The 26,896-nt window shown below is 36.8% G+C and carries 21 protein-coding genes and 1 riboswitch; of the genes, 11 read left to right on the top strand and 10 right to left on the bottom strand.

The window, feature by feature from the left end; all coding sequences use genetic code 11:
- Positions 1-2: 2 nt before the first annotated feature.
- The gene (locus ACTJJ9_RS02035) at positions 3-1,796 is read left to right on the top strand and encodes an ATP-binding protein (RefSeq protein WP_145581083.1); all 1,794 of its coding nucleotides are present in this window, start codon (positions 3-5) and stop codon (positions 1,794-1,796) included.
- A 109-nt stretch (positions 1,797-1,905) separates the two neighbouring features.
- Here the strand turns inward: ACTJJ9_RS02035 and ACTJJ9_RS02030 are convergent, their stop codons facing one another.
- Positions 1,906-3,588, bottom strand: a complete 1,683-nt coding sequence (locus tag ACTJJ9_RS02030) for a glutamine--tRNA ligase/YqeY domain fusion protein (RefSeq protein WP_145581082.1) — start codon at positions 3,586-3,588, stop codon at positions 1,906-1,908.
- Positions 3,589-3,923: 335 nt separating this feature from the next.
- Here ACTJJ9_RS02030 and ACTJJ9_RS02025 point away from each other — a divergent pair, with 335 nt between their 5' ends.
- The 10 genes from ACTJJ9_RS02025 (at position 3,924) to ACTJJ9_RS01980 (ending at position 16,704) form a co-directional block, all read left to right on the top strand.
- The gene (locus tag ACTJJ9_RS02025; protein WP_145581081.1) at positions 3,924-5,159 is read left to right on the top strand and encodes an MFS transporter; all 1,236 of its coding nucleotides are present in this window, start codon (positions 3,924-3,926) and stop codon (positions 5,157-5,159) included.
- A gap of 96 nt (positions 5,160-5,255) precedes the next feature.
- A riboswitch (SAM riboswitch) is annotated at positions 5,256-5,365 on the top strand.
- 238 nt (positions 5,366-5,603) lie between these two features.
- The gene (locus tag ACTJJ9_RS02020; RefSeq protein WP_145581080.1) at positions 5,604-6,965 is read left to right on the top strand and encodes an aspartate kinase; all 1,362 of its coding nucleotides are present in this window, start codon (positions 5,604-5,606) and stop codon (positions 6,963-6,965) included.
- 377 nt (positions 6,966-7,342) lie between these two features.
- The gene (locus ACTJJ9_RS02015) at positions 7,343-8,329 is read left to right on the top strand and encodes a LacI family DNA-binding transcriptional regulator (RefSeq protein WP_145581079.1); all 987 of its coding nucleotides are present in this window, start codon (positions 7,343-7,345) and stop codon (positions 8,327-8,329) included.
- 156 nt (positions 8,330-8,485) lie between these two features.
- Positions 8,486-9,910 (top strand): sucrose-specific PTS transporter subunit IIBC, encoded by a 1,425-nt coding sequence (locus ACTJJ9_RS02010; RefSeq protein ID WP_145581078.1) that lies wholly within the window; start codon positions 8,486-8,488, stop codon positions 9,908-9,910.
- A 97-nt stretch (positions 9,911-10,007) separates the two neighbouring features.
- Positions 10,008-11,471, top strand: a complete 1,464-nt coding sequence (locus ACTJJ9_RS02005; RefSeq protein WP_145581077.1) for a sucrose-6-phosphate hydrolase — start codon at positions 10,008-10,010, stop codon at positions 11,469-11,471.
- Between the two features lie 12 nt (positions 11,472-11,483).
- Positions 11,484-12,461 (top strand): carbohydrate kinase family protein, encoded by a 978-nt coding sequence (locus ACTJJ9_RS02000; protein WP_145581076.1) that lies wholly within the window; start codon positions 11,484-11,486, stop codon positions 12,459-12,461.
- Positions 12,462-12,780: 319 nt separating this feature from the next.
- Positions 12,781-13,470, top strand: a complete 690-nt coding sequence (locus ACTJJ9_RS01995) for a Na-translocating system protein MpsC family protein (protein WP_145581075.1) — start codon at positions 12,781-12,783, stop codon at positions 13,468-13,470.
- Positions 13,471-13,648: 178 nt separating this feature from the next.
- Positions 13,649-14,335, top strand: coding sequence for a Na-translocating system protein MpsC family protein (locus ACTJJ9_RS01990; protein ID WP_170944348.1), 687 nt, complete (start codon positions 13,649-13,651; stop codon positions 14,333-14,335).
- Positions 14,336-14,546: 211 nt separating this feature from the next.
- Entirely contained in the window at positions 14,547-15,728 is a 1,182-nt protein-coding gene (locus ACTJJ9_RS01985; RefSeq protein WP_440768422.1) for an ATP-binding protein, read from the top strand.
- Positions 15,729-15,894: 166 nt separating this feature from the next.
- Positions 15,895-16,704, top strand: a complete 810-nt coding sequence (locus ACTJJ9_RS01980) for a helix-turn-helix domain-containing protein (protein WP_145581072.1) — start codon at positions 15,895-15,897, stop codon at positions 16,702-16,704.
- A gap of 59 nt (positions 16,705-16,763) precedes the next feature.
- Here the strand turns inward: ACTJJ9_RS01980 and ACTJJ9_RS01975 are convergent, their stop codons facing one another.
- The 9 genes from ACTJJ9_RS01975 to ACTJJ9_RS01935 form a co-directional block, all read right to left on the bottom strand.
- A complete protein-coding gene (locus ACTJJ9_RS01975) occupies positions 16,764-16,895 on the bottom strand; it encodes a hypothetical protein (protein ID WP_255451818.1) in 132 nt (43 codons plus the stop codon).
- A gap of 14 nt (positions 16,896-16,909) precedes the next feature.
- Positions 16,910-17,119, bottom strand: coding sequence for a hypothetical protein (locus tag ACTJJ9_RS01970; RefSeq protein ID WP_145581071.1), 210 nt, complete (start codon positions 17,117-17,119; stop codon positions 16,910-16,912).
- Positions 17,120-17,478: 359 nt separating this feature from the next.
- Positions 17,479-18,714: a 3D domain-containing protein gene (locus ACTJJ9_RS01965; protein WP_095300510.1), complete on the bottom strand. Its 1,236-nt coding sequence runs from the start codon at positions 18,712-18,714 to the stop codon at positions 17,479-17,481.
- A 97-nt stretch (positions 18,715-18,811) separates the two neighbouring features.
- Positions 18,812-20,059 carry an MFS transporter gene (locus ACTJJ9_RS01960; RefSeq protein ID WP_145581070.1) on the bottom strand — a complete coding sequence of 416 codons (1,248 nt, stop codon included), beginning with the start codon at positions 20,057-20,059 and terminating at the stop codon, positions 18,812-18,814.
- Positions 20,060-20,888: 829 nt separating this feature from the next.
- Positions 20,889-21,980, bottom strand: coding sequence for an ABC transporter ATP-binding protein (locus ACTJJ9_RS01955; RefSeq protein ID WP_145581068.1), 1,092 nt, complete (start codon positions 21,978-21,980; stop codon positions 20,889-20,891).
- Entirely contained in the window at positions 21,964-23,691 is a 1,728-nt protein-coding gene (locus ACTJJ9_RS01950) for an ABC transporter permease (protein WP_145581067.1), read from the bottom strand. Before ACTJJ9_RS01950 ends, ACTJJ9_RS01955 begins: the two co-directional genes overlap by 17 nt.
- A gap of 20 nt (positions 23,692-23,711) precedes the next feature.
- Positions 23,712-24,737, bottom strand: a complete 1,026-nt coding sequence (locus ACTJJ9_RS01945; RefSeq protein ID WP_145581066.1) for an ABC transporter substrate-binding protein — start codon at positions 24,735-24,737, stop codon at positions 23,712-23,714.
- A gap of 252 nt (positions 24,738-24,989) precedes the next feature.
- Positions 24,990-26,156 (bottom strand): ABC transporter permease, encoded by a 1,167-nt coding sequence (locus tag ACTJJ9_RS01940; RefSeq protein WP_145581065.1) that lies wholly within the window; start codon positions 26,154-26,156, stop codon positions 24,990-24,992.
- Positions 26,156-26,896, bottom strand: a complete 741-nt coding sequence (locus tag ACTJJ9_RS01935; RefSeq protein ID WP_095300521.1) for an ATP-binding cassette domain-containing protein — start codon at positions 26,894-26,896, stop codon at positions 26,156-26,158. Before ACTJJ9_RS01935 ends, ACTJJ9_RS01940 begins: the two co-directional genes overlap by 1 nt.

Raw genomic sequence — 26,896 nt, 5'->3', positions numbered from 1 at the left:
TGATGAGGGATTTAGTAGGAAATATGACATTTCGATTGAAAATTATCACAGTTCTCCTTTTTATTACACTTTTATATAGTAGTTTCGGTCTGATCCTCGTTCACTCAATTGAGGATATTACAAAAGTTAGTAATAACATTCAAGAGGAGAATATTCCCGAGCTGCTCTGGTTATCAAAATTTAGTGAGGAGCTATCGATAAGGGAGCATATTGTAACGAGCTCTATAAAATCCAATTCATGCTGTACCTTTATAGCAGAATATCAAGCATATGTTGCGGATGTTAAGGAAGAGACGGAAGGAGAGGAACTGCCAAGTAGCTTAAAAAAAATTAAGAGTGAGATTGATTTGTTAGATTTTGATTTAGATGATAGAGTTGGAGGCTTGTTGAATGTAAATGATCATGCTTCAGCTGAGGATTATATAAAAACAGAATTTCTTCCGAAGCTTGATCAGTTACAAGATAAGATTATCGTAGAAAAGAATAAATCCATTGGAAATTTAAATCGTAAATCAAGCTCCTTTTCCGAGATCATTAAAGGGTCCTTATGGCTGCTCATTTGCCTTTCGATTGGGGCTGTTTTCTTCTCTATTATTGTTTCTTATCGAATGAGCGCTAACATTACGAAGCCAATTGAAAACATGATCAGCAAGGTTGATAAAATTGCTAAAGGGCATTACGGTATGTCACTTGGATCAATAAATGATCAAATCGAGCTTAGACAATTAACGAATTCAATTAACACAATGTCGAGTCGATTGAAGGATTCGTTTAATACGATTTTAAATGATAAAAACTACCGAGAACAAATATTGAATTCATTATCAGTCGGAATAATAACGCTCAATGATCAAAAAAGGGATATTACATTAAATAATACAGCTAAGCATTTGCTAAACCTTGATGAAGAACAGGTGAAAACCTTTTTATTTACAAAAGCAGAAGGTGAGAATCAGGAGTTCTGGGAAATTGTTGCTGCTAAAGAATCGTATAAGCATACAAAGGTAACATTTCAAGCCAACGATGAGAGACGAATTCTATTAGTCTCTCAAGTCGGGTTAGTTGACCAAAAGCAGGATACAATCGGAAGAGTCATTAATTTTATCGATATTACAGAGACTGAGGAATTAGAAAAACGGATGCACCAATCAGAAAAGCTAGCTCTTGTTGGGGAGATGGCTGCAGATGCTGCACACGAAATTCGAAATCCGCTTGCTGTTGTCCATGGCTTTTTATCTTTGATGAATCAATCATTATCAGAAAGTAATAAAGACCAGTTTCACTTACCACTGATTATGAAGGAAATTGAGCGAATCAATGTTATTATTGAAGAAATGCTATTAACATCAAAGCCAGGTGCTCCAATTACGAAAGAGGTCTATATTGAAGAGATTATAAAGGAATTTTTACCTTTAATCGTTGAGTCATCAGAGGATATCCATTTTTCAATCCAACTAAATCAAACTCCAGTAAATGTCGATGTAAAGCAAATAAAGCAAGTATTTCATAATATGATTCGAAACAGTATCGAGGCAATGGGTGGAAAGGGAAAAATCTCTATTACGTCACAAGTAGATGACAATTTCTACAAAATATATATGATGGACAATGGTCCTGGTATCCCAGAACAAGTACGTGAAACGATGTTTGAGCCATTTTCTACATCTAAAGAAAATGGGACAGGCTTAGGGTTAGTGATTGTTAAAAGGATCATCGAAAACCATCAAGGATCGATTAAATTACTTAATAGTACAGAGGAAGGTACTACATTTCAAATTTCCATTCCAATCAAATAAAGGGTCAGTCCCTACGAAAGTGTGGGGACTGACCCTTTTTTTTTACATCAAGCTCGAGCAACCCAGCCCCTCGAGGCTAGTTGAAGGAGCTTGCGCTTATGTTCACTATTTATTTCGGTAGCTTGAATGAGCTTTTTAGAGATACAATTCTGTTGAAGACGATTTTCTCGTCTGTTGAATGTCTTGGGTCTACATTAAAGTAGCCATGACGGAAAAATTGGAATTTATCATGTGCCTTTACTTCCTTCATATTTGGCTCTACAAACCCTTGTAAAACCTCCAATGAATTTTCATTTACATAATCAAGGAACGTTTTTTCTTCTTCCACATCTGCTTCACTGTCTTCATCTTCTACATCTTGCTTATCTAAAATTAGCGGTTCATATAAGCGGAATTCTGCCGGGATTGCTTGTGAAGCTTCTACCCAATGGATTGTTCCTTTTACTTTTCGACCCGTAAAGCCTGTGCCGCTTTTTGTTTCTGGGTCATACGTACAATGGATTTCAACGATATTTCCCTCTTCGTCCTTAATGACATCCTCACATTTAATGAAATAAGCATGCTTTAGACGGACCTCATTACCAGGGAAAAGTCGGAAATATTTCTTTGGTGGATCCTCCATAAAGTCCTCTTGCTCAATATAGATTTCGCGAGAGAATGGAATTTGGCGCATTCCCATTTCAGGAACTTCCGGATTAATTTCTGCATCAAGCATCTCAACCTGTCCTTTAGGGTAATTCGTAATGACAACCTTTAAAGGCTTTAAAATTCCCATTGTTCGAGGTGCTTTTAGCTTTAAATCTTCGCGGACGAAGTGCTCTAGCATTGCTTCATCTACTAAACCAGATCCTTTTGATACACCTGTATGTTTTACAAACTCACGAATTGCTTCAGGTGTATACCCTTTTCGACGTAAGCCTGAAATTGTCGGCATCCGTGGATCATCCCAGCCGTCAACAAATTTTTCATCAACAAGCTGTTTTAGCTTACGTTTACTCATGACAGTATTTGTAATGCCTAGACGACCAAATTCGATTTGCTGAGGCTTATGCTCCATCTCACATTCCTCAATAACCCAGTTGTAAAGTGGACGTTGGTCTTCAAATTCAGTTGTACATAATGAATGTGTGATTCCTTCAATTGCATCCTCAAGTGGGTGTGCAAAAGCATACATCGGATAAATACACCACGTATCACCAGTATTATGATGTGTCGCATGAGATACACGGTAAAGAACAGGGTCACGAAGATTAATATTAGGTGATGCCATATCAATTTTGGCACGGAGCACCTTTTCACCATTTCCGAATTCTCCCTTGCGCATTCTTTCAAATAAATCGATGTTTTCTTCAATTGAACGATTGCGATACGGACTTTCTTTACCAGGCTCTGTTAATGTTCCACGGTATTGTCTTATTTCATCTGCTGTTAAATCATCAACATAGGCTTTGCCCTTCTTGATGAGCAGTAATGCACGGTTATACATTTCTTCAAAATAATCTGAAGCAAAGAATAAGCCATCCCATTCATAACCTAGCCATGCTACATCCTCTTTAATTGCCTCAACATATTCTGTATCTTCTTTCAATGGGTTTGTATCATCAAATCGTAAATTTGTTTTTCCATTGAAATCATCAGCTAGTCCAAAGTTGATTACAATTGATTTCGCATGACCGATGTGTAAGTATCCGTTTGGTTCTGGTGGAAAGCGAGTATATACATAGTCGCGTTTACCAGTTTCAAGATCCTCTTTAATAATACTTTTAATAAAGTTTGAGGAGTTGTGTTCCAATTCAAATCAAACCTTTCTTTATAGAGGTTGTTTAAAGAGATGAAATAATGATGCCAAATGATCTACACTTCCATCTTTTTAAAACCAATTTTACTATGTAAAAATAAGTTCTGCATATCATTATACCAATAGAATTGAAAAAGGTTAATTTCATTAGTAAAATTCATATAATTGCATGATAACTCATTCTGCACACAAAGTTAAATTTTATTCATTTTAAGAGAATTTTAAAAAGATGAATTGATTTAGTAGGAATTTTTTGGATATAGTGGAATTATGATAATATCGTGCAATGGTGTTTACCTTTGGATAGATGAATAAGTGGAGGATGGAAAATGAGTCAGGAGTCAGCATTCAAAGATTTTCTTAGCAATCGGTTCGTAAGGGCCATATTACTTTCAGGATTGTTTTTGCAATTAGGTATTTGGATTAGAAATTTTGCTGTTTTATTATTTGTTATGGAACAAACAAATGAAGATCCCTTTGCAGTTTCGTTAATCTCAGTGGCAGAATATGCCCCGATTTTTATTTTCTCAATTATAGGTGGTACGTTTGCTGACCGCTGGAGGCCGAAACGAACGATGGTGTGGTGCGATATTTTAAGCTCCATTTCTGTTTTTGCGGTTTTGCTAACTCTTGTTGTCGGAACTTGGCAGGTTGTCTTTTTTGCTATGCTAATCTCCTCCATTTTGTCACAGTTTTCTCAGCCATCAGGAATGAAGCTGTTTAAGGTGCATGTACCTGAAGCCCAATTACAAATGGGGATGTCGATATACCAAACGATGTTTGCGTTATTTATGATTATCGGTCCTGTCATCGGTACGATTATTTATGGGAATTTTGGGATTACAATTTCGATTGCGATTACTGGTGTGATGTTTTTACTTTCGGCATTTGCTCTCATGTTTTTACCTGCTGATAAGGTAGTGGAAGCTTCTAGAGAAAAAACAACGGTCATTCAAGAGCTTGTTCAAGGATTTAAATATGTAGTAAGCAATCGCTTTTTAACAATCTTAGGGGCGAATTTCTTTGTCGCGGGGTTAGCGATAGGATTAATTCAGCCATTAGGGATATTTATTGTTACACAGCAGCTACATATGGATAAGGAATTTCTTCAATGGTTTATGGCGGTAAATGGGGTTGCGATGATTATTGGCGGTGGTATCGCATTAGCTGTATCGAAAAAGATCTCACCAATTCGTATGCTTGCTGCAGGGATGATTATCAACGCCTTAATGATTTCGATAATCGGTTTTTCAAATATATTATGGCTATCCATTGCTGCTCAATTCTTTTGTGGTCTCATGATGCCTGCGATTCAAATCAGTATTAATACGATGATTTTAACAAATGCAGAGGAAGCGTTTGTAGGTCGTGTAAATGGAATTATGACACCATTATTTATGGGAGCGATGGTCATTATGATGGGGCTAGCTGGTGTTTTAAAGCAACTATTCGGCTTAACGATATCCTATCAAATTTCCGCGATTTTTATGCTGCTAGGTGTACTGCTCGTCATGCCGCTAGTGCTCAATAAGCCAGCGAAAAAACAAGTAAAGGTAGATATTTAATATTGGGGACAGTCCCCAAGGTTCAATTGTTCTTGACATTCTCCATGTTCAAGATTAAAGTAAATTTATTCTTTCTTAAATGGATATTCTAAATATCTCTTATCAAGAGTGGCGGAGGGACTGGCCCGATGACGCCCAGCAACCGTTCTATACGTAGAATTGGTGCTAATTCCTGCAAAATCAATTTTGGTTTTGACAGATAAGAGAGGGACTCCTAATACATGTGGTGAAACCTCTCTATCTTAGAGAGGTTTTTTATATGATAGAAACAATCTTGATCATTGTCCTGTCATTTTGACATATACTATGAATGGAAAAGAAAAATGTCTACTATAAAAAGACAAATGTTCCTTATGGGAAGAAAACTCTTGATTATTCAATCAAAAAAAGAGATAATTAGAAACAAAATTTGACTGAAAATTAAAAATAGTAGGAGTTGTAGAAATGAAGGTTGTTAAATTTGGGGGTTCTTCATTAGCATCTGGAGAACAGCTAAAGAAAGTATTTCAAATCGTTGTCTCAGATCCTGAAAGAAAGGTAGTCGTTGTTTCAGCGCCAGGAAAACGTTTTTCAGACGATATTAAGGTAACGGATTTACTAATCGATTGTGCGGAAAAGGTATTAGCAGGAGAAGAGATAGAGAGTGAATTTGCAACGATTATTGAACGATATGCAAGCATTGCGAAGGAGCTGGAGATTTCCCTTGATATCATAGACACAATTTCCCGTGATTTAAAGGCATTATTAAATGGAAATAAAGAAAAGCCTGATCGCTTTTTAGATGCTATTAAAGCAAGCGGTGAGGATAATAATGCAAAGCTCATTGCTGCATACTTTCAACATCGCGGAGTATTAGCACAATACGTTAGTCCTAAAGAGGCGGGCTTAATCGTATCAGATGAACCTGGCAATGCTCAGGTTTTACCGGAGTCATATGATAATTTATATAAGCTTCGCGATCGTGAAGGAATTATCGTGTTTCCAGGCTTTTTTGGCCATAATAAAAACGGTGATGTATTAACATTCTCAAGAAGCGGATCTGATATTACTGGTTCGATACTTGCCAATGGTGTGAAGGCGGATTTATATGAAAACTTTACAGATGTTGATGCAGTTTATTCAGTAAATCCTACTATTGTTCAAAATCCAAAGGAAATAAGTGAGCTTACTTATCGTGAAATGAGAGAGCTATCTTATGCGGGATTTTCTGTTTTCCATGATGAAGCATTAATTCCTGCCTTTCGAGCAGGAATACCTGTCAATGTGAAAAATACGAACAACCCTACTGCCCCTGGGACAAGAATTGTCAACGAGCGGGCAAATACAAACGGACCGGTCATTGGAATCGCGAGTGATAAAGGCTTTTGCAGCATTTACATTAGCAAATATTTAATGAACCGGGAAATTGGCTTCGGCCGTAGACTGCTGCAAATTTTAGAGGATTTTGGTCTTACGTATGAGCATGTGCCTTCAGGAATTGATGATGTCACAGTTATCCTAAGACAAAATCAAATGGATAAAGAAATTGAAGCAGCAATTACGAAGCGAATTATCAATGAATTGCATGCGGATGAAGTGATTATTGAACATAATCTTGTCCTCATTATGGTTGTTGGAGAAGGCATGAGACATAATGTTGGGACAACAGCTCGTGCAGCAAAAGCGCTTGCGAATGCTGGAGTCAACATTGAAATGATTAACCAAGGCTCATCAGAGGTTAGCATGATGTTCGGAGTGAAGGAAGCTCAGGAAAAGCGTGCAGTTCAAGCATTGTATAATGAGTTTTTTGTTGCGGTACCTGTATAAAATAGATGGAAGACGCTGGTAAAATCTAACTGGCGTCTTCTTTTTTTATAATGGATCTTTTCAAAAAGGCTGATTTTGCTTAAAGGTTAATTGCAGCTACTTGCTGCAGGATGCGTGAAATAGGTGAGATCCCGTAAGTGTTTACCTTAAAGGTGGACCGCCATCCCCCTGTAGAAAACGAGTATTCGTGCTGAAATCCAACTAAAAACAACAGCGAAGTAAAATGCAACAATGTCCATGAAAGGTTGCGGGTAAATAAGGAATAAGCTTTTTTAGGTAAACGACTCAGATAATAATAGCTTAAATGGGTTTATAAAGAGAGGAGAAATCATATATACTGATAGTACTAGAGCAAACTGAGGTTGGAGTGTTTAGAAATGACGGTGACAATTGGAGAAATTGCCAAATTAGCAGGTGTTGCAAAAAGCACAGTGTCGAGATATTTAAATGGTGGACCAATCGGTGATAAGACAAGTCGAAAAATCGAGCAGGTTATTAAAGAAACAGGCTATGTTCCAAACACCTTTGCTCGGAGCTTAAAGGCAAAGAAAACGAATATTATAGGAACAATTGTGCCAAGGTTAAATTCATATGCTACTTCCCAAACGTTAATTGGGATTGATGAGGAGCTAAAAGCGCGGGGTTATCAGCTTATTATTTCGAATACAAGCCAGGATTTAGAACGTGAAATTGAGAGTATTTACAGCCTGGCAAATCAAAAGGTTGCAGGAATTATTTTATTAGCAACAAAGGTAACAGAAAGACATCTTCAAGTTTTTGCAGATGTTAATGTTCCTGTTCTTCTAGTAGGACAGCAAAGGGATGAGTGTTACAGTCTTATACATGATGATGAAGCGGCTGGGTATGAAATTGGCAAATATGTGATCGGACAAGGGCATAAAAATATTGTTTATTTAGGAGTAACAGAGGAAGATATCGCAGTAGGTGTTAAACGTAAGGAAGGATTTAAAAGAGCGACAGAAAAGGAGGAGGATTGTGAAATTCATTATGTGGAAACGAGCTTTAGCTTAAAGGAAGCAGTCCACATTTTCCCGCAGCTTTATCAAACATATCATCCAACAGCAATTGTTTGTGCAACAGATAATATTGCATTAGGAATAATGAAGGCAGCGCAAATGGAGGGACTAACAATTCCTCGGGATTTGTCGATAACGGGTTTTGGCGGCTATGATATAACAGAAATTATCCACCCCGGCATAACCACAGCTCAATTTTTCTATCAAGAGGCAGGAGTTCTTGCCGCGAACAGCATTGTGAAGCTTGTTCATCAGGAAGAAGTTGAGAAGCTGACAATTTCAGGCTTTGAATTAATTATTCGTGAAAGTGTTGACAAAATTCGCTAATCTTTATATACTTTACCTGAAACCGGTTCCAGTATGGTTTTCATTTTATTGTAATTTGGAACCGGTACCATATTTCGTAAAAGTCGGTACACAATTGAATTACATTTTTTTGTTCAATTGTGGAACCGGTTCTATATCTGAGGAAGGGTGAGAAAAATGGATTATTCACAAGCTGCAAAGCAAATATTTGATGCGATAGGCGGAAAGGAAAACTTATCTGCTGCTGCTCATTGTGCTACAAGATTACGACTCGTATTACATGACGAGGGGAAAATTGATCAGGCGAAATTGGATGGAATGGATATTGTAAAAGGAACCTTTTCAACAGGTGGCCAATATCAAATTATTTTAGGCGCGGGTATTGTTAATGAGGTTTATAAAGAGCTTTCGAAGCTAACGGGGATAGAGGAAATGTCAACAAAGGATGTAAGCAATGCTGGTTCGAAAAAGCTAAACCCATTGCAGCGCTTTGTCAAAATGCTATCTGATATTTTTGTTCCAATTATTCCAGCAATCGTTGCCGGTGGATTATTAATGGGGATCAATAATTTACTGACAGCACAGGATTTGTTTATTGAAGGAAAATCATTAGTTGATGCAAATCCAAATCTAGCTGACCTAGCAGCAATGATTAATACATTTGCTAATGCTGCATTTGTTTTCCTGCCGATATTAATTGGATTTTCTGCAACAAAGCGGTTTGGTGGAAATCCTTTTCTTGGGGCAACACTCGGTATGCTCATGGTCCATCCTGATTTGTTAAATGGTAATTCTTATGGGGAGGCTTTAGCGAATGGAGATATTCCTTATTGGAATATTCTTGGGTTAGAAATTGCAAAAATTGGTTATCAAGGAACAGTTTTACCTGTTTTAGTTTCATCCTTTTTATTAGCAAAGATTGAGGTTAATATCCGAAAGATTACCCCATCATCATTAGATAATTTGTTAACACCGTTGTTTTCAATTTTTATTACAGGACTTTTAACATTTACAATCGTTGGTCCAATTACGCGCACAGCTGGGAATTTATTATCAGACGGACTTATCTGGTTATATGATACAACTGGTTTTATCGGTTCAGCTATCTTCGGACTTGCCTACGCACCAATTGTTATTACAGGTATGCATCATAGCTTTATCGCAGTAGAGACACAACTGCTTGCAGATCTTGCGAAATCAGGAGGCTCATTTATTTTTCCGGTAGCTGCGATGTCAAATGTTGCTCAAGGTGCAGCGACATTAGCAGTATTGTTGTTAGTTCGGGATGCAAAATTAAAGGGGATTGCCTCAGCTGCGGGACTTTCCGCGCTTTTAGGAATTACGGAGCCTGCATTATTTGGGGTAAACCTTAAGCTACGATATCCGTTTATCGGGGCAATTATTGGTTCTGCCATTGCCTCAGGTTTTCTCGCGATTTTCCACGTTAAAGCTGTTGCTTTAGGAGCTGCGGGACTTCCAGGGATTATCTCAATTAAGCCTGGATCGATTATTTATTATATCATTGGAATGGTTATTTCATGTGCAGTTGCCTTTATTGTCACGATCATCTTAGGGAAGCGAGCAATGAAAAAACAAGGATAAGGTAAAACATTGGGGGAATCATGTAGATTCTCCCCTATTCATTCATACGGAAGCGATTATTTTAGTTAAAAGTAAGATCAATAGAGGAGTTTTGACCATGGAATGGACGAAAGAGATGAGATACCAAAGACTTGAGAATGTAAGTGAGGAAACGATGGAGGAACTGAGAGAAAGGGTGGAAAATTGCCAATGGAGGCAAACATTTCACATTCAGCCACCGACAGGTTTATTAAATGATCCGAATGGCTTCTCCTTCTTCAATGGTGAATACCATTTGTTCTATCAATGGTTTCCTCTTGGGCCTGTACATGGCTTGAAATATTGGTATCATACGAAATCAAAGGATTTAGTTTACTGGGAGAATGTTGGGATTGCAATTAAGCCTGATCATTTTTATGACAGTCATGGTGCTTATTCAGGCAGTGGCATTGTGAAAGATAACGAGCTATATTTAATGTATACTGGAAATACAAGAAATGACAATTGGGAACGAACACCATATCAGGTCATTGCGATTATGAACAAGGATGGAGAGATTTCAAAACAAGCCAATCCGGTCATATTTGGTGTTCCAGATGGTTATACCGACCACTTTAGAGATCCGAAGCTATTCAAAAAAGGAGAGCATTATTATGCAGTGATTGGTGCACAAAAAGAAGATAAAACTGGATGTGTCGTCCTATTTGAATCAGCGAATCTACAAAACTGGTCGTTTTTAGGTGAAGTAAAAACAGATTTACAGCCATTTGGTTATATGTGGGAATGTCCCGATTATTTTGAGCTTGATGATAAGGGAATTCTTGTTTTTTCACCTCAAGGTATATCCCCACAAGGTAATAGCTATCAAAATATCTATCAATCTGGTTACTTAATAGGTGATAAGCTTAATATACCTCAGCTAAAATTTTCACACGGTGATTTTACTGAAATCGATCGTGGCTTTGATTTTTATGCACCACAAACAATGCTTACACCTGATGGACGAAGAATATTAGTTGGATGGATGGGGTTACCGGAGCTAGATTATCCAACAGATGAAAATGGCTGGGCTCATTGCTTAACACTTCCGAGAGAACTAACTTTAAAGGATAATAAACTCATTCAACAACCGGTAAAGGAATTGGCGAAGAGGAGAAAACGGAAAGAATCAATAAGAACAACAATAAAAAATGAGACAATTACCCCATTCAAAGGGACTGCCTTTGAGCTAATATGTGAAATAAATGCACTTAATGCAAAGTCTGTCGGTGTTGAGCTTCGAGCAAAAGAAAATGAAAAGACTGTTGTTGAATACAAAGTAAAGGAAAAAACAATCGAGCTTGATAGAAGCAAGTCAGGTAAGTCAGTTGGTGAAGAATACGGGAACGTGCGTCGCTGTACGTTAGAACAATGTGTAAAGCTTCACATATTTGTTGATATTTCATCTGTAGAAATTTTTATTAATGATGGAGAAGAAGTGTTTACAAGTCGAATTTTTCCTCAAGCAGATAGTGATGAAATTCGTATTTTTGTAAATGATGGTGAAGCAAGCATTGTTGCTGAAAAATGGGATTTATCATAAGGGGGAAGCGAAATGGCTAAATTATTTGCAATAGGTGAACTTTTAATTGATTTTATTCCTGAACATAAAGGAAAGGCATTGAAGGATGTTGTTTCATTTGAAAGAGCTCCAGGTGGTGCTCCCGCGAATGTGGCAGCTGCGGTAGTCAAGGCAGGTGGAAAGGCTTCAATGATTACGAAGCTTGGTACAGATGCCTTTGGGGATTTTCTTGTTGAAACATTGAGAGAGGTTGGCGTTAACACAGATTATGTTTATCGTACAAAGGAAGCGAATACCGCATTAGCGTTTGTTTCCTTAAAGGAAGACGGGGAACGAGATTTTTCCTTTTATCGTAAACCATCTGCTGATTTGCTGCTACATGAAAACGAAATTGATGAAGGGTGGTTTTCTTCGGGAGATATTCTCCATTTCTGCTCAGTAGATTTAGTTGAAAGCCCAATGAAGCATGCTCACATAAAGGCTATTCGTTCAGCACAGAAACAGGGGGCAATCATCAGCTTTGATCCAAATGTTCGCTTACCTTTATGGGAGAGCAGTGAAGAGTGCAGAAAAACGATTCTTCACTTTCTTCCAGAAGCAAATCTTGTAAAAATATCTGATGAAGAATTAGCGTTTATTACAGGAATAGAGGATGAAGCTCTTGCTATTCAATCGTTATTCGTAGGGAATGTGCAGGCGGTCATCTATACGAAGGGTTCAGCAGGTGCAGAGCTCTACTTAGCTACTAACGAGCATTTTACTTCATCAGGCTTCCAAGTTACTGTACAGGATACGACAGGAGCAGGTGATGCCTTTATCGGCGGATTTTTGTCCAAGCTATTAGAAAAAGGTGCTTTCGTAAATAATTTATCGGAAATTCTAAAAAACTTTCATCAAGATATTCTTTCATTTGCAAACGCATGTGGAGCGATTACAACAACAGGAAAGGGAGCAATTTCCTCTCTCCCTACTAAGGAGCAAGTTGAAGCATTACGAGATAGCCATGCATGATAATTTTCTAGAATTAACACTGCTATTTGTTTTAAAGGGTTATTTATGTTAGAATATTTTTGATTAATGTCTAGCAGTCATTAATTTACTTTAGTCTCTTTTACGATAATAAATCATATAAAAATTATTCATAAAAAATAGATCGGTAAATGGAAGAATTTAACAAGTCTTTCCGTGGCCTAACTTCAGTTTTTGAGGTTAGGCCTTTTTTATTGCTTAAAATTGTAATTTGTCAGAATGATGTTGAAGTGAAGTCTTAAACATTACAACAGCCATAAATTACTAGTAAGCTCCGATTATTGATGGGGGTATAAGATAGATGATAAAAACAAAATATAATTATGAAGATATTACAAACTTAAATAGTTACATTAGCAAAATATTAAAGAAGAATTTTGGTAAAGGTCCAGCAGCCTGTTATACGTTTCTTACTGATGACATGATGTTTATCAATATTAAGAACTTTATCACTCCTGTTGAAGAAGTGCTTATAAAAAAGAATGAAGAACACCTTGCTCATAAGTCTCGGATGATTATTTTTGATGCAATTTTCGAGCAAATTCAAGAAGAGGTCAAAAGGGTGCTTAATATAGACTATACATCAATGTGTTATGATTGGAGCTTTAAGCATAATACAGGGTTAATTATTTTAACAAAAGACAAGCATTTCACTCAGACAGTAGAGCACTCATTAGAGGGAAATGAAAGCGTGAATTCGATAAAAAAAATATGCTCAAACGTCCATAATACCCAGGTTCAAATCAATCATGTCTCGCAAACGTCAACGGTTACGTATATTATCTACTCTGGCTTCATGTCAAAAATCGAGCATGCTTTATATGAAAAGGGGTATGTGGAGTTATTAATTGAATGGAGCAATGAATTAAAGGGCGAATATAAACAAAATAAACGTTTGTTTGAGCATGCTTTGCGAGCGGCAATCGACGATCATTTTGTCTTTTTAGATTTTAAAAAGGATAGAGGAATGATTGTTTTTTATCATACATAATTATTTTAGCTAATAAAAATTAGCAGATTAAGACATACTAAGGAAAAAAGGGAACGAATCAAGTTAAGAAAATTCTATACATAAGCTTTAATGTCTTTATATGAATGAAAACTCTAAAATAGTTCATCCTTTAGAGGCATTAATTATTTTCGTTCCCGAGCTTGAAAGAAGTGTTTATATGCAATTTCAGGATCAACTTAGCTCAATAAGTAGTTATACGAGTAAACTCCTAAGAAAAAGGTTTGGAAGAGGTCCAAGGACATGTCAGACGTTTGCTAATGAAAACTATCTTGTCGTATATATTCGTGGTTTCTTGTCTCCAATGGAGGAGGAGCTATTAAAACAAGGTGAATCTGAACATATTGAAATCTTAAGAAATGCAATCATTAAGCCGATTCTAGAAGAATTAAAGGGCATCATTCATGTTATATTTCAGGAGGATGTCGCTGAAACGTACCATGACTGGAATTTGCCAAATTACTCTGGACTATTAATCTTTGTATTAGAAAACCAAATTCATACATCAAATGAACAATTGTCATTTGATATCGGCAGGTTTGAAGCGAATATTGCCCGAATCAGTCAACTTGTACAAAAGATCCCTGATGAAATAAATTTATTTTTTTTAGCAAATCAGGTTTTGCTTGTCGAAAGAAAGGGTATATTAATACCGATTGAAAAAGCTCTAATCGATAGAGGGTTTGGTGAAGAGCTTAAGATGACAAAGGATGAGCTTGAGAAGACTTATTTCCATCGAGAAGGTAATTTTGTCGATTTGTTTAATAAAAGAATTGCCGACATATTCATTGATTGGAATTTTAAAGAGGATAAGTCGTTAATGGGATTAATATTTAATGATAGGTAAATGCTGTGAATCATTCAGAATGACGTCACATATGGCCTAACTTCTTTTTACTAAAGGGGTTGGGCTTTTATTTTGTCTACCACCACTGTAAAAATTATGTTTTTTAGTCTCACCACACTCCAAGAAATCGATAAATAGAGCTTGCTAGGGAACTGAAGTGTTTTCTAAAGAAGATGATTTAAGTCAATAGACAACAAGGAGGTACTGTGTGTTGAAAAAAATAGTACAGGATAAAGACAGGGTTTACCTTATAACAAATTGTTTAGTTGGGGGTATCGGAATTATAAGTATTCTATTTCATGTACAATATCTGTTTATTGCTATCATATTACTTTTTTTGTTCGTGCAAATCATCTTATTTTTAAAGAATAAAAGACAAGAAGATAGCAGTTTTCTTTCTTTACAGCGAATCCCTTTTCCAGTAGTACAGACAGTAAATGGTAGAATTACGGATTTCAATTCAGCTTTAGCAGATTTTATCGGTATTCCTAATCGAAGTGAATTACTCGGTAAAGACCTCTATCATATTATTACATTAAAAGATGGGCAGGAAGAATTTGAAGACGATCAATCCGTATTACCGCAAAGTCAGTTAGGGATATTGCATTGTTCGAATGGCGAGAAAATTGATATTGAGGTTATTAGCAACAGGATTCAAACTGAAAACTCAAAACAAAAGGAATTTCATTTTATTAAGGATATCTCAAAATTTCTCGAAAGTGAAAGAAAATTACAGCATTCAGAACAGCTATCAGTATTAGGTGAATTAGCAGCAGGAATTGCCCATGAAATTAGAAATCCATTAACAAGTTTAAAAGGCTTTCTTCAATTGTCAGCAGGCTCAACTAAAAATAAAGATACATATAATGAAATTATGCTGCTTGAAATAAATCGTATAAATGCCATCGTTGGAGAATTACTTTTACTTTCAAAGCCTAAGGAAATGGACTTTAAGCCATGTAAGGTCATTCATTTAATCGATACAGTTGTAACAATTGCTAATACGCAAGCGGTACTTTACAACATAGAAATCATAATGGAGTATGAAAAAGACTTAGAAGCAGCTTCAATTCATTGTGAGGAAAATAAATTAAAACAAGTATTTATCAATCTATTGAAAAATGGAATAGAGACTATGAAAAAAGAGGGTACTATCTACATACAGGTAAAGAAGAAAAATCATTATCTTTCAATTGTTTTTCAGGATGAAGGGCAAGGAATGTCAGAGGCACAGCTTCAACAGATTGGAAAACGCTTCTATACGACGAAAGAGGATGGAACAGGTCTTGGTTTAATGATTTGTTATAATATTATCGCAAAGCATAATGGCCAGATACATGTAACGAGTGAGGTGGGGAAAGGAACGGCATTCGAAGTTCTTTTACCATACTAATTGAAGTGAATATCACAGTGAAAAGTTCCTTAATGGGGACTTTTTTTATTTCCTTGAAAAATTTTTAAAATAAGACGCTACTCTAGCACTTCTCTTTCCCTATATAAAAAATGACAGAAGTTTTAGTACATATACTGTCAATTTAATTAAGGGAGAGAATACAGTAATGGAAAAATTCAATTATGAAACTATAAAAAAATATCAATCATTTGCAACAGTAGAGGAAATGGACAATGCGGTACGCGGATTTTTATATAAGCATAAAGCGGAGCTATCAGAAGGAACTATGGCCGTTCTAATGCAAATTTGGCGACATTCTGTGAAAGTAATTGGCGTTTCATTTGCAAAATATGACTATATTGCAGAGCAGGCAAATGTAAGTCGTCGGACAGCGATCCGAGCAGTAAAAGCTTTAGGAGAACTTGGACTTATTAAAAAGATCCCGACGGCAAGAATGAATGGAAAACGTGGTGTAAACATCTTAATACTTCAAGACTTTCCATCAATTGAATCGTTAAAACATAATCTGTCACCGCATGCTGACACTCCATGTGTCACTGCTAATAAAACAGAGAATAAGCAAAGCTCACTCTGTGAGAAAGAAATAAAACCTAATAACGTAAAAGAAGGGAATGTGGAGCCGTCAATGGAGCAGCTAGATGAAAGCTTTTTACCAGACTCTGTTCCAGAACAATTTGTAGCTGCAGCAAAACCATTTTTTCATGTGGTTGATATATATCGTCTTTGGAAGCGAGTGTTGATTGTTTACAGCAAAATGAAGCTGAAAAAGGAGTTAACAGATGTTATTGATCAAGTTGTATATGCCTTTAAACAAACTGTTTTTGCGAAAAAGCTAGGTAAAATTCAGTCTACCTTTGAAGGTTATTTTTATAGTGTACTATACAATACACTTATCATTGAAAAACGGCGGGAAATGAAGCATAAGTTTTATGATTTTCTTAAGGACTCCTATTGAAGCCAGTGTACCTTTTACGTACGATAAGCTTAAAAAGGCTGCAGTTGAAGGCAGCCTTATCATGATTTTTTGCGCTTATTGCTAGAATTCTCGCTCATTTGCTGTTTTTCGGATTTAACAAGCTTTGATGTGCGAATTGTTTTCGATGGTAAATTATTATTAGGTGCAGCTTGCTCATTCCAATCTGCCATAGTAACAGCTCCTTTTACTTTTCGATCTTTTTGCCTCTAGTTAATTTTTCAAAAGAGGCCATAGATTTGTTTTGGTGAAAGGGGTGATGAAATGGATTTTGTTCATCGGAGAACTCTGGATCAGCAGTTACTTCAACTCCCATTTGAGTGCTTTCAGTTGATAATGGATCATTGATAATCGATTCCTTTTCACCGTCAAAATGAGGGGTAACGTCTCTATCCATGCAATTCAACTCCTTATAGTTTCGCTATTCTTAAGATATCGAAACTCTGCAATTCTATGCATTGGGAGAGAAAAAAGACTTCGATGAGAGATGGTCAATTTTGTAGGGGATACTTTTAAAAATGGGGAAATACTTTCGAATTTTAGGGAATACTTTCAAAAAGAGGAAAATACTTTCGAATTTTAAGTAATACTTTCAAAAAATGGAGAAATACTTTCAATTTCAAGTAGTACTTTCAAAAATGGGAGTTACTTTCGAATTTCAGGAAAAACTTTCAAAAATGAAGGAATACTTTCATATGAAATTAATGAGCTTGCAAACAAAAAAGAACAACCCACGAAGGATTGTTCTTTGTATGATTAATCTAAGATGATAATTTTTACAGTTTTGCGGCCCCATTGTAATGCTTTTGCTTTGTTAGGCATCAGGACATCGATTTTATGACCGATAATTGCTCCACCAGTATCACCGGCAATCGCAACTCCGTAACCTTCAACCCATACCTTTGAGCCGAGTGGTATAACACCAGGGTCTACAGCAATTAGTTTCATATTTGGATTTTCTTTAATATTGTAGCCTAAATACGTAACATCACTTTTCGTATCTTCATGGCTATATGCAGTTGCTGTTACATATAATTCCTTGCCAGACTTTGATGAATCATTAGATGATTCTTTAGCTGAATTATTATTAGATGAACCCTTAGTTTTAGTTGTAGAAGAAGATTTAGGTTTAGATTGTGATTTAGTAACTGGTGGCTCAGCTATTTGCTGTGCACGAGCTTCCTCTTTTGCCTTTTTCGCTTTAGCTAGTTCAGCAGCTCTAGCCTTTGCAGCAGCTTCTTCTTTTTTGATTTGCTCCTGAATTGAGCTAATTTGTGATTGGATTTTACTCTTTTCCTGTTCAGCAAGGCTTATTTCAGAAGCTAGCTTCGTATATTTCTCTTGCATTTTTACGAGCGCTTCAGTTCGTTTTGTGTAATTTTCTTCTAGCGTTGCCTTTTTTGATTCAAGCTCAACTTGTTGATTAATTAATAGTTGCTCTTGGATATCTATTTCTTTCTTATCTTCTTCAATTTGTTTTAGGTCAGCCTCTTGTTCATCGAGTATTTTTTTGTCGGCATTTAATAGTGTTGTAACTGCACCGATTCTTTCAAAGAAATTCCCAATGCTGTCAGAGTTGATGAGAGTTTCAATGACAATCGTTGTATGATCACTATGCTGCAATGCTTTTAGACGCTGCTCCATAATGCCTTCGCGAGCATAAACCTTGTCTTGAAGCAGGACAATTTGCTCTTTCTTTTCCTCTATGATTTGTTGAATTTCTGTTATTTTTGTTTGAACATCTGATAGACTTTGTTCATTTTTAGAGATTTCTGCTTCAATAGCTTGGACATTTTCTTGAATCTCTTTGACTTCTTCATCAACAGCTTGCTGTTCTTTTTCCTTTTGAAGAATGGTTTGTTGATTCTGCTCTAGCTGTTTCTCTGCACTATTTAAAGTGTCATTAGTTGATGCTGCATTTGCCACATAGGAAATAGGTAAAGATAATAAAAGAATCATAAGTGTGGCAATTGTTCGCTTTAAAGCTCGCATAAAGCAACCCCTTTCTCTTAACTAGTTATAACATAGAAAGGGGCCCCGTAGGTTACAATTAGATTAAAAATCCATGAAAATACTTACAATATAGGTATTATTTTCCTTTTTGCCATTCTAAAAGCGTCCGATCAGTTGGTAAAAGAAATGCAATAATACCAATTAAAGGTAAAAATGAAATAGAAATCATTGTCGGTGTTAATCCGATAAAATCAATTAACGCCCCTAAAGCGATGGAGCCAATAGCGCCCATTCCAAATGCGAGGCCAACAGTTAAACCAGACATCGTACCAATTTTTCCAGGGACAAGCTCTTGAGCGTAAACAACTGTTACTGAAAAGCTAGACATTAATATTAGACCGATCAACGCTAACACAATCAGTGAAACGGTTGGACCAACAAAAGGCAATAGAATGGTAAGTGGTACTGTTGCAAGCAAGGAGACAATAATGACGTTTCTCTTGCCAAATTTATCTGCTAACGGTCCACCTAAAAATGTACCGACTGCACCAAGTAATAAAAAGATAAAGATATAAATTTGTGACTCGGCTATTGATAAATGGTATTTTTCCATCGCATAGAAGGTATAAAAATTTGATATCGCACTTCCATACCATGATCGAGCAAAAATAAGGAAGATAATGATAAGCAGTGCATTTCTTACTGCCTTAGTAATAGAGCTATTATTTGAATTTACCTTACTAGTAGTTTGTTGCTTCCGGGTAGGTTGTAAATCTTGTAATCTACTAGAATACCATTTTGCAATATAGACTAAAAAGACAACGGCTATTGCAGCAACAATCGTAAAATATATCGAACCGAATTGGCCAAATGGGACAAGGATAAGCGCGGTTATAAGCGGTGCAAGAGCCTGACCGCTATTTCCACCTACCTGATAGATTGATTGAGCTAAGCCGCGGCGTTTTCCTGCAGCCATATAAGCCACTCTCGAGCCTTCAGGATGAAAGACAGCTGAGCCTAGTCCGATAAATATTACAGATAGCAGTATCGTAATAAAGGAAGGGGCAAATGCAAGTCCTAACACCCCGAGCATACTAAAGGTTAAGCCGATCGGAAGGGCATAGGGCATCGGACGTTTATCTGTATATAGGCCAACAACTGGCTGCATGACGGATGAGACCATGTTTAATGCAAAGCCAATGAATCCAAGCTGTGTAAAGGTTAGCCCCATTGAGTCCTCTAAAATCGGAAACATCGCAGGAATAACGGATTGGATACTATCGTTTAATAGATGACATAAGCCAATAATAAATAAAATGTTGTAAACCGTACCTGTGTCCTTCGAATATGGAACAGGCTGTTTTTGTACTGTGGCAGTGGACATAAGTATAATCCCCTTTTCGTTTGATATTATTTCGAATTCCGAAATAGTCCTTTAAACCATATTATTGTCATTTATGTGGAAAAATTCAAGAGAATTATATATTGTTAGTAACAAAGGAAGCTTAATAGGAATAATGAAACAGAAAAGGTGGGAATATGTCGAGCATTCAAATTTTAGCATCACCAAGACCTTTCGAGTTACCAGTTGAAATTGAATGCTACAATAATTGTACGAATTTCAGAAGCTGATAAATACTGGATTGAAATAATAAAGCCGATCATTACATTGCCATATGTGTACGAAGTGACTGGACTAGGTAAAAATATTTTTTCGTTTACTTAGAAAAATATTTTGCAGAAGGGGACATTCTTGAATTATATGATATTCCAATACAAAGCTGGTACAACGATTCCATTTAGCGTGCCTTGGAATATGAGGAGACAATCATGATCGATTTTAAGAATTATGTGTATCAAAATCATTTAGGAACCTTTCAATTAAACTGGAAAAATTGGGACAAGGATTTAGAGCATCACACTTTGGTAACTGAGCGTGGACAAAAAAAGAGAAGGTTGCCAAACCGAATAAAAGTTGGCAACCTTTTTCAATTTGGCTGTTTCACAATCTTTGTTTCTTTTTTAAAGTGTAGTCGTTCGTGGTTGATTTCCTCATGCAGTACTCGTTTTCCGCAGGGTGGGTGGTGAGCCTTCTCAGTGTAAACACCTGCTCAAGATTAACCTCTCCCACGCATCCCGCAGGAGTCTCGCAATCAGCTCATCATCCTTTATATAGTTAGTACTAAAAACTACAATCTTTTAGAAAAGAGCATTCAATTTAAACTTAAAGCAGATGTTTTAGCATATTCATTTCTCATTGACGGCTGTTTTAACAAGATAGATACGTGATCGCCAACACGAAATACTTTCTTTAAGGCGTCCTCGTGAATTGTAAGCAGACCTAATTCAGTTTTAATCGAATAATGAATCTCTTTTCCTTGAAATTGAACGGTCATGACTTCACCTGGAAAGCCTTCCGCACCATCCGATACTGAAAACTGTTCTGGTCGAACTGGACAAAGATTTTTTTCCTTTAATTGCGGTTCTACTCTTATGTTTTTCCATTGAATAGGGGGCGAAGTGCAAAATGGCTCAAAGGTGATTTCATCGCGCCAAATTCCTTTAATCATATTCGCTTTACCAACAAATTTAGCGACAAATTCAGTTCGTGGATTGTAATATATTTGCTGTGGTGTATCAAATTGTTCAATCTTCCCATTATTCATGACAACAATTTTATCAGCCATAGCAAGAGCTTCTTCCTGGTCGTGGGTCACATAAATAATTGTTGCTCTTGTTATACGATGGAGCTGTTGAATTTCTCTACGCATATCCATTCGTAGCTCTGCATCTAAACTACTTAATGGCTCATCCATCAATAATAGTGCTGGCTTTGGGGCAATAGCCCGAGCTAATGCAACTCTTTGCTTTTGCCCTCCGGAAAGCTCGTGTGGCATTCGATGTGAAAATGATTGAAGATTCACAATTTGTAGTACTTCCTCAATTCGTTTTTCAGGATTTGCTTTCATTTCCTTTTTCACAAATTGATGATGAAGAAGGGGAAAGCGAATATGCTCCTTAACATTCATATGAGGCCATAATGCAAATGATTGAAACACCATTCCAATATTCCGTTTTTCTGGTGGAGTAGTTTTATTTTTTTCACTGACACATTGTCCATTCATATAAATTTCACCCTCTGATGGGGAATCAAATCCTGCTAAAAGCCTCAATAAGGTTGTTTTTCCACAGCCTGATGGACCTAATATTGCAATAAATTCTCCGTCATTAATAGAGAGATTAATTGAGTGAAGAGCGGTTGTCTTACTAAATACTTTGCTTACATTTCTAATGTCTGTTGCCATTATGCATCACCTTGCTTTCCCAAATCTTTTGAATAAGAAACATAAAAAGAAATCCGACGAGCATGAGAAGAAGGATAACCATTGAAAATGCAGTTGCATGTGTTGTATATCCTGCTTGTTCAAAATTAAAAATAACGAGACCGATCGTTTCTGTTCCACTTGACCATAGTAAGGAAGAAACCGTTAATTCAGTTAAAGCGGTAAGAAAGACTAAAAAGGCACCACTCATTAACCCTGGCAAAATAAGTGGAATCAGGATCCTTTTCCATTTCGTAAACAAGGAGGCACCACTCGTTCTCGCGGCATGCTCCATCGATACATCAATTTGCAGCAGTGAGGTCACACTACCCCGAACCTGTAAAATTAGAAACCTCGTAAAATATGCGATATACATTATCCAAACGGATCCATATATTCCTGGATTCCATCCGGGAATAGGCTCCATCCATGTGAAAATCAGGGCAAGAGCAAGCACTGTTCCAGGCAGAGCATATGGAATGGCAATCATGATTTCGATCGTTTTCGTTAAAAGCGTCGGTTTTCTTACACGTAAATAGGCGATGATAGTACCGATAAAAAGCCCAATTAACGTAACGATCGCTGCTAGCTTTACACTATTTTCGATTGCATTCGATGTTTTAGAGCTAGAGAAAAGGACAAATTCAAAATGCTTTAAACTAATATTTTGTAAAGTAAAATCAAGCCCATATGCCTTGATAAGGGAAGTTGCTGCCATTGATAACAACGGGACGATGCTTGTAGAGATGAGGAAGAACCATAGTATTCCTTGAACAACTAAGCGCTTTTTCTTAGACAGTGTGAACCGCGGCTCCATATCCTCTCTAGATGCTTCGATTTGCTTTGAACGCTTTAAAAGTAACCATTGAATGAGTGTACCGATGATAGCTATTAGCCCTAACATAACGGAAAGTACAGCTCCTTTAGCAAATGCAGAAGGTCCAAAGCCGATAATCTGCTCATAAATATAGGTGCTTAACACACGAATATTGGCTGGTATCCCTAAAAATGCAGGAATCCCGAAATTATCTAAATTTGCTAAAAAGGCTAAAAGTCCGCCACTAGCAATCCCTGGTAGAGCAAGAGGTAATGTGATTCTCCGAAATGTTTTCCACCTTGAGCTACCAGAAATACTAGCCGCCATTTCAAGCTCTCTCGGAATTTTCCGTAATACACTAACTGTTAACAAGTAAACTAATGGATAATGAGAAAAGCCCATGACAACGATAATCCCAGATATGCTATATAAATTAATCGGTTGTAGCTGGCCAGGTAATAGGTTTAGAAAGGCTGCGACAGGACCATTTACGCCCATAAACTGTGTCCATGCTAACGTCGTCATATACGATGGAATAATAAATGGCAAAAAGATAAAGATTTGCAGAAGCCTTTTATGGTGAATATTTGTATAAGCAATGAGCCATGCTGTTGCCACTCCTAAGCAAACGGATAGAATGGTCGATCCAGTGACAATAATAAGGGTGTTGTAGATTGTTTTCCATGTTGCTTGCTCTGATAAAATCTCTTGAAAATGCTCAACGGTTAATCCGTTTTCAGAGGAGATGCTTAAAAGAATGAGTCTGACAACTGGAACAAAAAAGATTAGAAAAACGAGAAGAAATCCAAGTGCTTTTAGATAAACAGAGGGGAATCTTTGAGATAGATTCCCCTTTAAACGTGCTAATTGAAACATGTTTGCTGCCTCTTTTCTATCTATTGATCTCCAAATAATTTGCTGAATTCTTCCTTGTCTGCTTCACGATCCTGATATAATTCATTCAATTCAGCATTTAATACTTTCATTTCTTCAATTGTTTTTAGTCCTTCTGGTGCTTTTATGCCTTTGCGAATTGGTGTATAGCCGATTTCAGCAGCGAGGTTTTGACCATCCTCAGATAATACGAAGTCAACGAATGCTTTTGCCGCTTTCTCATTCTTCGTCTCTTTCATAATCGCAATTGGTTCTGTAATAACTGGAACACCTTCTTTAGGATATATTAAATCAATTGGTGAACCTTCCGCTTTTGCACGAGCGACAATGTAGTCAACAACCATGCCATACGCTTTTTCCCCAGAGGCTACTGCTTGTTGGACTGCACCGTTTCCTTCTGTCACCATAATCTGATTGTCCTTTAACTTTTCATAAAACTCCCAATTGAATTCATCATTTCGAGTAAATACGCCGAGATTATACGCAGCGGCTCCTGAATATAACGGACTTGGCATAATGGCTTGCTCCTTTGCCTCCTCAGAAGCTAACACCTGCCAGGAATCTGGTGCATCAGTTACTTTATCTGTGTTTATTGCTAAAATCGTCGCCATTACCTTTGTTCCTGTGTACATGCCATCTTTATCGACAAATTCTTCAGGAATTTCACTTGTCTCATTAGATTTATAGGATAATAGCATATCCTCAGCCTTTAAGCTTTCAAATGTAACTGCATCTGCGACAAGAAGAACATCTGCTTGAACCTCGCCAGCCTGTTGCTCTGCCTGAATTTTACTAATGACTTCTTCTGTACCTGAGCGGAAAATCTCCACATTTACATCTGGATATTTTTCATTAAATGCATCAACAAGCTTTTGAGCATCCTCGTCAGGCTGTGATGTGTAAAAGGATAAATCGCCTGAGATATCACCTGATTCCCCACCGTTATTCGATGAAGAAGAGTTGCTACTACATGCAGCTAATAAGACAAGAATAAGAAAAAAGCTAAGAAGTTTTTTTACCTTTGCCATGAATGAAATCCTCCTATATGAATCAATTATTGCTAGAGATTAAACGAGCGACGAATCTCTCATAAGTTCTAGTCTATTCATTCAATATTAAGGAGTAATAAAGAGACGGTAGAGCTTTTGTAAAATTAATGTAAAAAAATATCGGATTATGTAAAGGGGATAGATAGAAGTTTGCGAAGAAAAAATAAAAATCCTTTATGCTGATTGTTAGTCCTTTCCCTAACGAATCAGCATAAAGGAATTTACCCAAGATTATCCTTTTCCAAGCACCCATTTGCTTTTTGAAAACATGACATATGCAATGAGGAAGGAGATAACGATAAAGATTGTTGAGCTCCCGACAACGAGGAGGATACTCGTTGCATCGTAAATGCCATAGATTAATTGCTTAATAAGCGCATAGATATTTAAAAACGGAATCATAAAATATGTTGCTGATAATTCGTTCGCTGAAGTTCCGATTAAGATAAAATAAGGAACCATCGCTAATGTTGTCACTGGCGAAATATAGTTTTGCGCTTCCTTCATCGTATTAGCTAATAAACTAAGCACCATTTCCAAGCTTGAAATAAGCAGGGCAAAGAAAATAATTCCGACAAGTAAGCTCACTGTGAAAAATCCAATATTTTTATCCAATTGAAGAGCTTCTGCAAGTTTTTCGGTAAACAAGTTCACACCAACAATAAAAGTTATGACTGAGAAAATACCACTAATCATACTTAGCGCGGAAATCGTTAACCATTTCCCAAGAATAATATGAAGTCGATGAACAGGTGTCATAAGCAATGCTTCCATTGTCTTTCGTTCCTTTTCACCTGCGAACAAGTCATTTGCAGCAGGTAGACCTCCCATAAGTACTGCAAGGACAATAATGAGCTGAGCAAAAATACTAACCATATAAAGGGACATATCGTCACCTTCACTTACGCTCTTTAAACTAATTTGAAAAGGTTCAATTTCCGACGGGTCAATTTGATGCTCAACAAGGCGTTGCTGAATAAACTCTTGTTTTTTCATTGTTAGCGTATTGGCAATGAGATCTGAGGCGTTTCCACCCTTTGTACTTGTTGGATCAGCCTGGATAATGACTTCTGGTATTTCACCTTTTTCTAGCTGCTTCATAAAATCTGAATCTGTTGAAATAGCGACAACAGCGTCTCCATTTTCGACCATTTTTAATGGGTCCTCAGATGAAACAATCTCTAATTCTTCAATACCTTCTAACCAATTCGTCACTTGTTTGTCTGAAGCAGAATCAACCGCTACTTTTACTTGTTCAACCTCATCATTCATAAATACCTTTTCCATAAAGAACAATAATCCGATATTGAATAATATAGGTAGAAGGATGCTTAAAACAATTGTTTTTCGATCACGTAATGCATCCTTTAATTCCTTCATAAATACATGCCAAGCCATTAGTTAGCCCCCCTAACAATTCGAGACATAAAGATGTAATTTAAATCTTCACTTTCTTCTTGTTTGTATAATTCGTCGATCGTACCGTTATAGACCATTTCTCCTTTGTGAATCATCACAATCGATTGGCAAAGTTGTTTCACTTCTTCCATGATATGGCTTGAGAAAATAATCGTTTTGCCTTCCTTTCGTAGCTGATGAATCAATTCACGAAACATATTTGCCGACGTGATATCAAGTCCTGTTGTTGGTTCATCAAAAAGGATAATTTCCGGGTTATGGATGAGTGTCCGAGCAATTGTAACCTTTTGACGCATACCTTTTGAAAACCCTCCTACTCTCCGATCTAAGTAATCCTTCATTCCGAAGCGAACAGCAAGATAATCAATTCTCGTCTTCGTTTCATGCTGGCTCATCCCGTATAGCTTTGCGAAATAAGCTAGATTTTCACGAGCTGTTAATCTGTCATATAAGCCTGTTTCACTGCCGAATAAAACACCAATTTTTGCTTTGATTTTCATTGGATCCTTATGGATGTTGATGCCCTCGATATGGATGGTTCCTGCTGAAGGCTCTAATATTGTTGATATCATTCGAAGCAATGTTGTTTTCCCGGCCCCATTTTCCCCAAGGAGTCCAACGACATCACCTTTTTTTATTTGAAATGAAACATCTTTAACAGCTTCAATTGTATTTTTCTTATCTTTAAAAAATCTTGATACATGTTGGATATCAATCAT

It is taken from the genome of Metabacillus sp. 22489, from assembly GCF_052044855.1.
GTDB classification, from domain to species: domain Bacteria; phylum Bacillota; class Bacilli; order Bacillales; family Bacillaceae; genus Metabacillus; species Metabacillus niabensis.
The sequence above is the reverse complement of the archived record's forward strand: the minus strand, read 5'-3'. Positions and strand labels throughout refer to the sequence as shown.